This is a genomic window from Acidithiobacillus sp. (assembly GCF_023255755.1).
Taxonomy (GTDB): Bacteria; Pseudomonadota; Gammaproteobacteria; order Acidithiobacillales; family Acidithiobacillaceae; genus Acidithiobacillus.
Genome location: NZ_JAGDVS010000125.1, coordinates 25350 through 35813 on the forward strand (window position 1 = coordinate 25350; position 10464 = coordinate 35813).

Annotated in this window: 14 protein-coding genes; 6 read left to right on the forward strand and 8 right to left on the reverse strand. The window is 59.2% G+C overall.

Going from position 1 to position 10464, the window contains the following annotated elements; translation table 11 throughout:
* From Q0C48_RS08830 to Q0C48_RS08845, 4 genes are all read right to left on the reverse strand, one after another.
* The coding region (locus Q0C48_RS08830; protein WP_291523505.1) for a FeoC-like transcriptional regulator at positions 1 to 220 on the reverse strand (220 nt) is incomplete at its 3' end.
* Positions 217 to 432 (reverse strand): hypothetical protein, encoded by a 216-nt coding sequence (locus Q0C48_RS08835; protein WP_291523506.1) that lies wholly within the window; start codon positions 430 to 432, stop codon positions 217 to 219. The genes Q0C48_RS08835 and Q0C48_RS08830, both read right to left, overlap by 4 nt.
* Positions 429 to 659 (reverse strand): FeoA family protein, encoded by a 231-nt coding sequence (locus Q0C48_RS08840; RefSeq protein ID WP_291523508.1) that lies wholly within the window; start codon positions 657 to 659, stop codon positions 429 to 431. The genes Q0C48_RS08835 and Q0C48_RS08840 overlap by 4 nt, the downstream gene beginning before the upstream one ends.
* Before the next feature lie 17 nt (positions 660 to 676).
* Positions 677 to 1600: a carbohydrate porin gene (locus Q0C48_RS08845; RefSeq protein WP_291523510.1), complete on the reverse strand. Its 924-nt coding sequence runs from the start codon at positions 1598 to 1600 to the stop codon at positions 677 to 679.
* Between the two features lie 1104 nt (positions 1601 to 2704).
* On the opposite strand from Q0C48_RS08845, the gene Q0C48_RS08850 reads away from it, so the two are divergent.
* Positions 2705 to 3556, forward strand: a complete 852-nt coding sequence (locus tag Q0C48_RS08850; RefSeq protein WP_291523512.1) for a C40 family peptidase — start codon at positions 2705 to 2707, stop codon at positions 3554 to 3556.
* A 122-nt stretch (positions 3557 to 3678) separates the two neighbouring features.
* Here Q0C48_RS08850 and Q0C48_RS08855 read toward each other — a convergent pair whose 3' ends face one another.
* From Q0C48_RS08855 to Q0C48_RS08865, 3 genes are all read right to left on the reverse strand, one after another.
* Positions 3679 to 3900 carry a hypothetical protein gene (locus Q0C48_RS08855; protein ID WP_291523514.1) on the reverse strand — a complete coding sequence of 74 codons (222 nt, stop codon included), beginning with the start codon at positions 3898 to 3900 and terminating at the stop codon, positions 3679 to 3681.
* Positions 3901 to 3912: 12 nt separating this feature from the next.
* A complete protein-coding gene (locus tag Q0C48_RS08860) occupies positions 3913 to 4107 on the reverse strand; it encodes a hypothetical protein (RefSeq protein WP_291523516.1) in 195 nt (64 codons plus the stop codon).
* A 108-nt stretch (positions 4108 to 4215) separates the two neighbouring features.
* Positions 4216 to 4575 (reverse strand): hypothetical protein, encoded by a 360-nt coding sequence (locus Q0C48_RS08865; RefSeq protein WP_291523518.1) that lies wholly within the window; start codon positions 4573 to 4575, stop codon positions 4216 to 4218.
* 69 nt (positions 4576 to 4644) lie between these two features.
* Here Q0C48_RS08865 and Q0C48_RS08870 point away from each other — a divergent pair, with 69 nt between their 5' ends.
* Genes Q0C48_RS08870 through Q0C48_RS08890 form a run of 5 tightly spaced genes read left to right on the forward strand, consistent with a single transcriptional unit; the run spans position 4645 to position 9802 of the window.
* Complete coding sequence (locus Q0C48_RS08870; RefSeq protein ID WP_291523520.1) at positions 4645 to 6564, forward strand: ATP-dependent DNA helicase; 1920 nt, start codon at positions 4645 to 4647, stop codon at positions 6562 to 6564.
* Positions 6564 to 7238: a tRNA (adenosine(37)-N6)-threonylcarbamoyltransferase complex dimerization subunit type 1 TsaB gene (gene tsaB, locus Q0C48_RS08875; protein WP_291523521.1), complete on the forward strand. Its 675-nt coding sequence runs from the start codon at positions 6564 to 6566 to the stop codon at positions 7236 to 7238. The genes Q0C48_RS08870 and tsaB overlap by 1 nt, the downstream gene beginning before the upstream one ends.
* Positions 7235 to 7705: a ribosomal protein S18-alanine N-acetyltransferase gene (gene rimI, locus Q0C48_RS08880; RefSeq protein WP_291523523.1), complete on the forward strand. Its 471-nt coding sequence runs from the start codon at positions 7235 to 7237 to the stop codon at positions 7703 to 7705. The genes tsaB and rimI overlap by 4 nt, the downstream gene beginning before the upstream one ends.
* A 6-nt stretch (positions 7706 to 7711) precedes the next feature.
* Positions 7712 to 9331: a peptide chain release factor 3 gene (locus tag Q0C48_RS08885; RefSeq protein ID WP_291523525.1), complete on the forward strand. Its 1620-nt coding sequence runs from the start codon at positions 7712 to 7714 to the stop codon at positions 9329 to 9331.
* A gap of 27 nt (positions 9332 to 9358) precedes the next feature.
* Entirely contained in the window at positions 9359 to 9802 is a 444-nt protein-coding gene (locus Q0C48_RS08890) for a sel1 repeat family protein (RefSeq protein WP_291523527.1), read from the forward strand.
* Between the two features lie 46 nt (positions 9803 to 9848).
* Here the strand turns inward: Q0C48_RS08890 and Q0C48_RS08895 are convergent.
* On the reverse strand, positions 9849 to 10464 hold a 616-nt coding region (locus Q0C48_RS08895; protein WP_291523528.1), incomplete at its 5' end, for an ATP-binding protein.

Consider the following 10464-nt stretch of genomic DNA (forward strand, 5'->3'; position numbering starts at 1 on the left):
AAGAGGCATTGCTGCACCTGCCGCAGCCGCCCGAACTGCAACTGCTGCCACAACTTTTCCGTGTACCCACGGATACTTGCTCTACCGCGCCGCGCCGCTGCCAATACGCCAGCATATCCTCGACCAGTCCAACAAAGAGCTTTAATTCCGCAGCCATCTGGCTGGCGCTGGCCATGTCTTGTTTCTGTAGTACATCCCGAATTGCGAACAACGGTTTCATACCAACGCCCTCCGGTTCAGAGATGGCTTTGATAGGGCGTCGCTGCGTTGTCCATAAAGCCGCAGCCCGATGACCAGCAAGGCAAAAGCTGCCAGCACGCCAGCGATCCAAGCCGTAGAAGATCCCGGATGTTCGGCGAAGGCGCCCGTCTGGTAAATCACCGTGCTGGCGCCCCAGGCCAGGCCGGTGCCATAAAGCAGGGAGAAGATCATCCAGCCCCCTCAATACGCTGGATGACGCCCCAGCCCAGCGCAATGCGTGCTCCACCCACCTGCAATACCGCACCGCGCTTGCCCGGACCATGGACCACGCGGGTATCGGTGCCCCGGCGGATGCCGAGCATGCGCATGCGTTGCTGCATATCTCTGCCCCCGGTGACATCGCGTACTCTGGCACTGTCGCCCAGTTTAAGGTCTCCTACGAACAGGGATGGATTCACTGAATCGGCCTCCGCATTCAGAAAAATTCGACGTGCAAACGCAACATACCGACCGTCGCATCAGGAAAATAGCCGTTGGGATGCTGTATATATTGCAGGTCTGGCTGCAGGCTGAGGTGCTCAGTGAGCTTCGCGACGTAGGTGAGTTCGTAAGCCGTCTCGGCATTGCCGATGGCGGTGGTTTCCACGCCAAGGCTCTCTGCCACGGGACCTGGGCGCAGCCAGGCGCGCGCCATACCGATGGACAGGCTGTCATTCGGGCGACCGGCGAAGGGGTGGCCCAGGCGCAGACCCAGTCCCAGATACCAGGGGACGGGATTGATGTCCTGCGGCGCGCCGCCCATCTGGACAAAGGCTCCCAGCCGACGTTCTCCGGGCAGGCTCCAGTTCCCTTCGGCGACGGCATAAACGCCCGAGGTCGTGGGGGACAGCCCATAGCGATCCGGGTAGGACGGCTGGTAGTGCCAGGCACCTGCTTTGAGGATGTACTGACCATAATTGTCGCTGCTGTCCTCAAGATCGTCTTCCTCCTCCTTGCCCCAGTGCAGGCCGCCTTCCCACAAGGCCATGTAGCCGCGTTCAAAGGCGGAGGTCTGGTGCTGAGGGTCGCCCTGAAATAGTGCAACCTTGCTACTCAGGTGCTCGCTGTGGGTGCCCACCAGAAACCCCAGACCTGAGTAAGGATAGGTGGCGGTACCAGGGACGTTGACGGTCATGGTCGGCGTCATGCCAAAGGAGCTGTTGATGAGCTGCAAGGCGTTGGCAGTGACGTCAAAGTAATAATTTACGTCCATATAACCGACACGGGTGTTGATCCAGTCTGTCCAGTGTTGGCGGAAGGCGGCATCGTAAAAACGGACTGCGTCGGGTGCCCAGATATTACTGGCCGTCTGGATGTCGCCGCTATAATTTTGCTGGGCCCCGCTGCTATAAATGCCCATGAGGGAAAGGCTAAATTTGCCCCCCTCCAGAGGCCTGCCTTCTCAGTGTTATACTCAACGCCAAACTGGCCGGCAATGTTGCCCTCCCTGCCCCGGCGAATGCCGCCCGCAAGGTTGGAAAAGAGTTCACTGTCGGCATGTCCAGCCCAGGAGATGCCATCGGTCAAATGGTGGTAAGCCGGCAAATATTTGGGAGAAAGGCCTGGTACATAGGGGACGGGGCCGCTTCCCCCTGCCGCTGGATCCTCCGCTGCCCAGATATCAGAAAAGGGCCCGAAAGTGCCAGCGCAGATGACAAGCACAGCAGCGGTGGGGCGGAAAAGTCGGGACATGGTGCGCGCTCCTTGTTATGATAATAAGAACGATTATCAATTTCATATAAAGAGCGCTGCCTGTCAATAATCTCTGATGTCGAAGTGCGTATGGATGACCCAATCATGTTGATGGCAATGGTCGGGCCATTGTTCATAGGGGAGCGCCATAGCGCGTCATAACTAGCGATTGGGTCTTGCCGCGGGCATGGATACGACCTATAGTCCCAAACATGGACTATGGAGCATCGATTTTACTAATGGCTAATATTCGACTTGATTCGGAGAGAGTTATCGCACGGGCGTCCGCTCGTCCTGCGCTCGGGTCGTCGCCGTGCGCCCACGTCCACAACGCAGTATGCACATCGAGCCGAACTTGTTCGGCTTTTTTATTGTGGGTAGGGGCAGCCTCGAAGTTTCTCTTCTTGATGAGAAATGGCAATGTCTCTGCATAATCAGCCAATCGGCAGATTACGCAGCGGCGATTCCCAGTTAGTTCGGGAGATAAAGAATGCGGAATAAACATCGCTGGCAGGTTGCCATGGCGGCATTGACGTTTTTAGGTGGAATTAGTGTGTGTCAGGCGGCGCCGCATGCGGCAGGCCACAAGGCTTTGCATCGGGTCAGTCGCCACAGCCACGCACGGCTCCATTATAAGAGCACTTCGAAAAACTCGAAAACAGTCCAAATACAGTTCACACGTGACAATGGGTTAGTGCCTGTCAGACAGGCGAAAAGGGTAGCTTTCCGAACTGCCCACAGGACAGTATTGCGTGCTCTAAAAAACGATTATATGGCGTTGGCGCCGACGGCTTTGCAGTTGATGCATCTCGCGCCGGTTGAATTTGCTGGGGTAGGTGCGGCGCCACAGCGCGTTTCGACTTACGACTTTAAAATGCAATCCTTTCCTGCGGCCGATGCGGAAAAGGTAACGAGCCCCATTTTTGTCGATCAGTCGCTGGCGCTGGTCAAAGCCGGGATGGCGACGGATGACACGCCAGCCGTTCTTCCCGAAAAACCGGTGGCGGCTTCGGTCGACGCAATGGCCGTGACCTCAGTCTCGGAGCGGTCGCATTTGCGACTCGCGCTGGAGATGTTGGCCAGCCAGGCCTATCACTGGACGCGTCACCCTTTGCAGGCGTTGGAAGCCAGTGGAAATGCCACTGTCGGGCCGCAAGCTGCTGCCCAACTGGCGGATGACATCGCCCAAGAAGGTCAGTCTGCGGCATCGGATGGCCATTCTGACGCTGGCTCCTGGCTCTCACCCCGTTCCTTGGCGGTTTCTGCGCTCAATTTTATCGGGGCCCCCTATCGCTGGGGTGGTATGAGCCCGGCCTCCGGCTTCGACTGTAGTGGCTTTGTCAAATATATATTGGCGAAGTTTGATATTCATGTGCCACGCACCTCTTATGCCCAGGCAGCCGAGTTACAGAAGGTTTCCCGGGTCAATCTGCGGCCTGGTGATCTGGTGTTTTTTGACACTATGCATCGGCCTTATTCCCATGTAGGGATCTACATTGGTCATCAGCATTTTGTCAGTGCCCAGACGCCCAGCACGGGTGTTCAGGTGGCGAGCTTAAATGATCCTTATTGGGCGGCGCACTTTGACGGGGCGCGTAGCCTGCCGGTGTCCAGCGCTTCCTGATGACGAAGTAAATACCTGCCCATTGGCCATAAAAAACCCGCGCTCTGAACCAGCCCGCGGGTTTTTTATGGCCTGCAAGGCGCAAGGCTGTTGGCGCAGACGGGGGCGACGTATATGAGCGCTTAGGCGTTCTGCTCCATATCATCCGGCGTTTTCCACTCATAACGATCGGGCGCCTGAGTCTGGGCAGCCGTGAAGCCCTCCTTCTGGAGCAGTTCGGCCAGTGCAACGGCCCCTGGACCGGCCGTTTTTGGGTTCGCCAAGATATTGCTGGCGATTTGTGCCGCCTCATAGGCGGTCAGAATGACTTCTACGCTCTGCTCTTGCTCTTCGCGAATTTGCATGAGTGGCTTCCTTTAGTCAAAAATATGGGGTGGTTGTTTGAAATGATCCTCTGTTCGGTAATCCTGCTTGGCCAACAGATAGGCGATATCCAGGGTGTCTTTAGCAAAGACCTCGGCATTCTTGATAATGGGTTCGACTATTTTAGCAAGATCCTTTTTGTCGAAGCGGATGGTGATACTTTGGTCGTCTTTATGGATGACTTCCATAGTGCTCTCCTTTAGTGAGATCGAGAGACAGTTTTTCTGCCTATGAATTGTTGCGCATATCTATAATGGATTTTTATAGCGCATACGTTATGATCAGATTCTGAGGGTTTAGTTCAGCGCGGAGGTTTTGTCAAAGGACGCGGCCGCAGCGCCGGGTGCCCCGCTTTGATCCATGCGGGCGAGCAGGCGAAAGCCCCCAATGACACCGAGGATGCGCGCGCGCACGGCGTCCTCCCAAGCATCCTGGGCCAGGGGCCAGTATTTGCATTGGGTATGTGCCGTGTGGGGGATGTCTGGCGTGGCGTGGCAGTCGAGGGCGATGAGGAGATCGGGCCAGACGTGGTCGGTTTCGTCCGCCCTCGCTTCCAGCCAGTCCGCACCCAAGGCTTCAGCCAACGTGGCGGCATAGCGGGCCTTTGCCGGATCAGTCGGATGCCAGAACAGGATGCGTGCGCGCCGTTTATACATGAATGCCCTCTTCACCACGAATTTGTGTAAAAATAGCAGGACTGGCGATAAAACGGGAGCAGAAATGGGGTGTCGGGAGTGATCGGGGAGGACTGGTCCGTGCTGTTGGGGCAAGCCGGGGCGCTGGCCCAAGTGCTACCGCAGTTCCGGGCGCGGGAGCAGCAACAGGCCATGGCCGCGCAGGTGGCCCATACTCTGCGCGACGGCGGTGTCGCCTTGATTGAAGCGGGGACGGGTACCGGCAAAACTTTCGCTTATCTTCTGCCGGCCATGCTTTCCGGGCGCAAAGTGCTGGTTTCTACCGGCAGCAAGGCCCTGCAGGATCAGATCCTGGAAAAAGATATCCCGCTGCTGTTGCGAGCCACCGGAAAACTGTTGCGGGTGAGCCGCCTCAAGGGGCGCGCTAATTATCTCTGCCGGCATCGTCTGCAACGCTTCAGCGCTGAGGGTGTGGCGCCCGCTTTGGCCGCACCCCTGGCACGAGTGGCGGACTGGGCCGGACGGACGCGGGAGGGGGATGTCGGTGAACTGACTTCGGTGCCTGAGGATTCGCCGGTCTGGCCTCTGGTCACCTCGACTCGGGACAACTGTTTGGGTAGTGATTGTCCGGAGTACGGGCGCTGTCACGTTATTGAGGCGCGGCGCCAGGCGCAGGAAGCGGAGATTCTGGTGGTGAATCACCATCTGCTTTTTTCTGATTTGGCACTAAAGGCCAACGGCATGGGGGACTTGTTGCCGCAGGTCGAGGCCATGGTGCTGGATGAGGCCCATCAGGTGCTGGATTTGGCCGGGCGCTACTTCGGCCAGCACCTGAGCAGCCATCAGCTCTGGGACTGGGGACGGGACAGCCGGGCCGAAACCCTGACTGAAGCAGGGGACGATGAGCGGCTGCTGGCAGCGGCAGCACAGGTAGAAACGCAGACGACGGCGTGGCGGACGGCTTTGGGTCCGGGTGAGGAGCGCGGGTCCTGGACCTTGAACCCGGATAGCGCGCAAAGCTCTGCTTTTGCCCGTTTGCGTCAGTCCGTGGCTGAGCTGGCCCAGGCCCTGACTGCGGCTGCAGCACGTGGCAAGGGCCTGGAGCAATGTGCGGCGCGAGGGGTAGCGTTGCTGGCGACGGTGGATTTTTTTACCGCGCAAAACACCCCGAATATGGTGTTCTGGCAAGAAAAGAAAGCACGTACGGTGCAGCTCCATGCCACCCCGCTGGATGTGTCAGCGCTGTTGCAGCGGCATCTGCTGGAGCCGGTGGAAAGCGTGGTTCTCACCAGTGCGACCTTGCGGGTAGGCGATAGTTTCGCCAGCACCGAGCGTGCTCTGGGTTTGACGGCAGCCAGCACTTTTACAGCCGCATCACCTTTTGATTATGCGCGGCAATCCCTGCTTTACCTGCCGCCAGCGATGCCGGAGCCCAATCATCCCACGTACACCCAGGCCTGTCTGGAAGCCGCTGCACCGGTCATTGAGGCCAGTGGCGGACGGACCTTTTTCCTCTTCACCAGTCACCGGGCCTTGCAGGAAGCGGCAGCATCCCTGCCGCAGCGGCTGTCCTTCCCTATTCTGGTGCAGGGGAGCATGCCGCGGCCCCGTCTTCTGGACCGTTTTCGCAGTCTGGGTAATGCGGTGCTGCTGGGTGCGGCCAGCTTTTGGGAGGGGGTGGATGTGCAGGGTGAGGCTCTCTCCTGTGTCATTATCGACAAGCTGCCCTTTGCCAACCCTTCGGACCCGATTTTGCGTGCCCGCACGGAGCAGTGTCAGGCGGCGGGCGGTGAACCCTTCCGTGAGCTACAGATCCCGCAGGCGGTGATTGCCTTGCGCCAGGGCGTAGGGCGGCTGATTCGCTCGGAGACGGATCGCGGCGTGCTGATGCTCTGTGACCCACGCCTGCGCAGCAAGGGCTACGGACGGATCTTCCTCGACAGTCTGCCGCCTATGCGGCGCGTTTCCAGCCTCGACGCGGTCCATGCGTTCTGGCGGAGAGAGGCCTGATGGGACTGCCGCGCTTTCTGGCTATGGATACGGCTACCGAGGCCTGCTCAGTGGCCGTTAGCACCCCGGCTGGGGTGGTTGAAGAGTTTGTCGTGGCGGTTAACACCCACAGCCAGTTGCTGCTCCCTATGATTCAACGGGTCCTGGATCGCGCTGGCATTACCCTCGCCGATATAGGGGCTATCGCTTGCGGCGTAGGTCCTGGAGGCTTCACCGGGGTGCGTATTGGCGTGAGTACGGCGCAGGCACTGGCTATGGCACGCGGCCTGCCAGTTTATCCTGTCTCCAGCCTGCAAGCACTGGCGGCGACGGTACCCCAGCCGCAGGTGCTGGCGGCGCTGGATGCCCGCAAAGGGGAGGTCTACGCCGGGGTGTTCTGTCAGGATGCGCTGGGCATGCCCCAACTGCAAGGCGCGGAGAAAGTTTGTGCTCCCGATGCCGTGGGTTGGCCAGCGGTGGGCCAGTGGTGGGGGCTGGGTACGGGCTGGCAGACCTACCATGCCCACTGGCAGGGCCCCAGCATCCTCGGCTGGAGTGGTGATAGTTTTCCGCGGGCTGGGGCCGCGTTACGCCTTGCGCAGGCACGCTACCAGGCGGGAGATCGAGGTATCATCCCGGCGCTGCTGGAGCCGCACTATATCCGTCCCTCCCTGCCGGAGGAGAAACAAAAATGAATCTGCGTCCCATGCAGGTAGGTGATCTGGATTCGGTGGCGACGCTGGAGTCGCACATTTCGCCGGGACCCTGGACGCGGGGTATTTTCCGCGAATGCATGCAAGCAGGTTATGATGCCTGGATTATGGAGGATGACGCCGGTGTGCTGGTGGCCTTTGGGGTCTTGTCCACGGGCGCGGCCGAGGCGCATATCCTTAATCTCGGTGTAGCACCTGCCTTGCGTCGGCGCGGTTTCGGCCAGCGCATGCTGCAACATCTCCTCTGCCGGGCCGGGCAACTGGGTGCGCAAAGGGCCTTTCTCGAAGTGCGGGTGTCCAATGTCGGCGCTCAGGAATTGTATCGCTCCCAAGGTTTCCATGAAATCGGTGTGCGTTTGAATTATTATCGCAATGAAGAGGATCGGGAGGATGCGCTGGTCTTGTCCCTGTCGCTCCTGCCGTCCGTAAATCAACTCAGAGAAGGTTAATCTTTTATGTCGTCATCCCCTGTTGCTGAGGCTCCGGCCGGCGCGTTTATTGACGCCATTCGGCGTCGCCGTACCTTTGCCATCATCTCCCACCCCGACGCCGGCAAGACGACGCTTACCGAAAAACTCCTGCTCTTCGGGGGCGCGATCCAGTTGGCGGGGACGGTCAAAGCGCGCAAAAGTAGTCGTCACGCCACCAGCGACTGGATGGCCATTGAAAAGAGTCGCGGCATTTCCGTCGCCAGTTCGGTAATGCAGTTTGAATATGGCGAGCATGTCATCAATTTGCTGGACACACCGGGTCATCAGGATTTCTCCGAAGATACTTACCGGGTACTGACTGCGGTGGATTCGGCGCTGATGGTGATTGACGGCGGCAATGGCGTTGAGGCGCAGACCATCAAGCTGCTGGAGGTTTGTCGCCTGCGCGATACCCCCATCATCACTTTCATGAACAAGTTCGACCGCGAAAGCCGTGATCCGACGGAGTTGCTGGATGAGGTAGAATCGGTGCTGGGTATCCGGTGCGCGCCCGTCACTTGGCCTATTGGGATGGGTAAGCGTTTTCGCGGCGTGTATCACCTGCTGCGCGACGAGGTGCTGGTCTTCGCTGCCGGTGAGGAAACCCGGGAGCAAACGGTGGAACGGATTGCCGGGATCAATAACCCGGAGCTGGACCGGCGCTTTCCGGATGAAATGGCTGAATTGCGGGAACAGGTAGAATTGCTGCGTGGTGCCTCCCATCCTTTTTCTCTGGAGGATTTTCTGGAGGGACAGCAGACGCCAGTATTTTTCGGCTCGGCCATCAATAACTTCGGGGTGCGGGAATTGTTGGGTGCCCTTATCGACTGGGCGCCTTCGCCTCGCCCCCGTCCCACCACGGGGCGGACGGTGCGGCCTGAAGAAGAGGCTTTCAGCGGTTTTGTGTTCAAGATTCAGGCCAATATGGATCCCCAGCATCGCGATCGGGTGGCCTTTCTCCGGGTCTGCTCCGGGCACTTTCAGCGGGGCATGAAGATCAAACATTTGCGCCTGGGTCGGGATATTCAGGTGCACAATCCGATTATCTTCCTCGCCCAGGAGCGGGAGTTGGTGGAGGAAGCCTTCGCCGGCGACATCATCGGCCTGCATAATCACGGCAGTATTCAGATCGGCGATAGTTTCAGTCAGGGTGAGGCCTTGCAGTTCACCGGGATTCCCTACTTTGCGCCGGAGCTGTTCCGCCGGGTGCGTCTGCGTAACCCTCTCAAGGCCAAGCAACTGCAAAAGGGGCTGCAACAACTGGCGGAGGAGGGCGCTACCCAGGTCTTCAAACCACTGCAAGGTGGGGATATGATCCTGGGTGCGGTGGGCGTACTGCAATTTGATGTGGTAGCGGAACGGCTGAAAACCGAATATGCCGTCGACGCGATTTTTGATCCGGCGGCGGTGCAGGCGGCGCGCTGGATTCAGTGTGATGATCCCAAAATACTCGCCGAATTTACCCGCAAACATGAAGAACAGCTCGCCGAAGACGCGGGGAATCGCCTCGCCTACCTGGCGCCCTCCCGCGTTAATCTGGACCTTACTATGGAGCGCTGGCCGCAGGTCGTATTTCACGCCACCCGGGAGCATGCGGGATCATAATGCCTTTGATGAGCCGGAGGAGAAGAAGTGCTTCTACGTGCGACACTCTCGTTGATAGCTGGCCTGTTGCCTCTCGCAGCCATGGCACAAGATCTGGAATCCCTGCGTAATCAGGCCGAACAGAACCCAGCCGCGCTGGCGCGTTTGCGGCAGGCCGCATCAGCGCCGGATGCCAAGGCCGCCTTCTACCTCGGTACCCTTTACTCCCCACTGATTACTCGTCAGGAAAGCACCGTCGTCAAAGGCTGGCCGGAGGCCATGCACTGGTACCGTCAGGCGGCTCGCCTCGGATGCGCCAGAGCGGATTTTGACCTGGGTCTGGTTTATGAGGAAGGCTTAGGCGTCGCCAAAAATCCGCAACGTGCAACGGTATATTTCTCCCGGATGGCGGCCATAGCCCGTATAGAGACGGCATTGCTCCCATCAGCGAGTTCTGCGGTTGGGCGGCACACGGGTATCCATAAGGACTAGGGTAAGGGCCGATGATATATAAATCAGCGGCCTTTTCTCTAACTGATTATTGGGCCAGCGTCCGCGCCAAGCGCCGATACTGGATGGCTTCTGCCAGATGCTGGGTGCTGATCTGCCCGCTTCCTTCCAGATCCGCAATACTGCGGGCGACGCGCAGCACCCGATGGTAGCCCCGCGCGGAGAGGTGCAGGGCCTCGGTGGCGCGGCTGAGCAGGCGGGTGCCCACCGCATCCAGGGCGCAACACTGATCCAGCAGTTCGCCCTGAAGTTGTGCGTTGCGCACCTGCTGGCGTTGCCACTGACGATCAACGGCCTGAGCTATGCGTTCGCGCCAGTAGGCAGAACTTTCGCCCTGTGCCGCCTCTTGTAAGGCGCTCACCGGCAGGGCGGGCACTTCCATCTGGATGTCGATGCGGTCCAGCAGCGGGCCGGAGAGCCGACTGCGGTATTGGCTGACCTGCGCCGGGGTACAGCGGCACATCTGCTGCGGATCACCGAGATGGCCGCAGGGACAGGGATTCATCGCCGCGACCAACTGAAAACGGGCCGGGAAAGTAGCCCGCCGCGCCGCCCTGGCGATATGGATTTCTCCAGATTCCAGCGGCTCCCGCAGCACTTCCAATACCGCACGGGGGAACTCGTACTGGCATTTCGTCCAGGAA

What these genes read in the sequence shown, in the direction of transcription:
- Q0C48_RS08835 (WP_291523506.1), bottom strand. Translation starts at nt 432, where the DNA reads ATGATCTTCTCCCTGCTTTATGGCACCGGCCTGGCCTGGGGCGCCAGC.
- Q0C48_RS08845 (WP_291523510.1), bottom strand. Translation starts at nt 1,600, where the DNA reads ATGGGCATTTATAGCAGCGGGGCCCAGCAAAATTATAGCGGCGACATC.
- Q0C48_RS08850 (WP_291523512.1), top strand. Translation starts at nt 2,705, where the DNA reads ATGGCGTTGGCGCCGACGGCTTTGCAGTTGATGCATCTCGCGCCGGTT.
- Q0C48_RS08855 (WP_291523514.1), bottom strand. Translation starts at nt 3,900, where the DNA reads ATGCAAATTCGCGAAGAGCAAGAGCAGAGCGTAGAAGTCATTCTGACC.
- Q0C48_RS08860 (WP_291523516.1), bottom strand. Translation starts at nt 4,107, where the DNA reads ATGGAAGTCATCCATAAAGACGACCAAAGTATCACCATCCGCTTCGAC.
- Q0C48_RS08865 (WP_291523518.1), bottom strand. Translation starts at nt 4,575, where the DNA reads ATGTATAAACGGCGCGCACGCATCCTGTTCTGGCATCCGACTGATCCG.
- tsaB (WP_291523521.1), top strand. Translation starts at nt 6,564, where the DNA reads ATGGGACTGCCGCGCTTTCTGGCTATGGATACGGCTACCGAGGCCTGC.
- rimI (WP_291523523.1), top strand. Translation starts at nt 7,235, where the DNA reads ATGAATCTGCGTCCCATGCAGGTAGGTGATCTGGATTCGGTGGCGACG.
- Q0C48_RS08885 (WP_291523525.1), top strand. Translation starts at nt 7,712, where the DNA reads ATGTCGTCATCCCCTGTTGCTGAGGCTCCGGCCGGCGCGTTTATTGAC.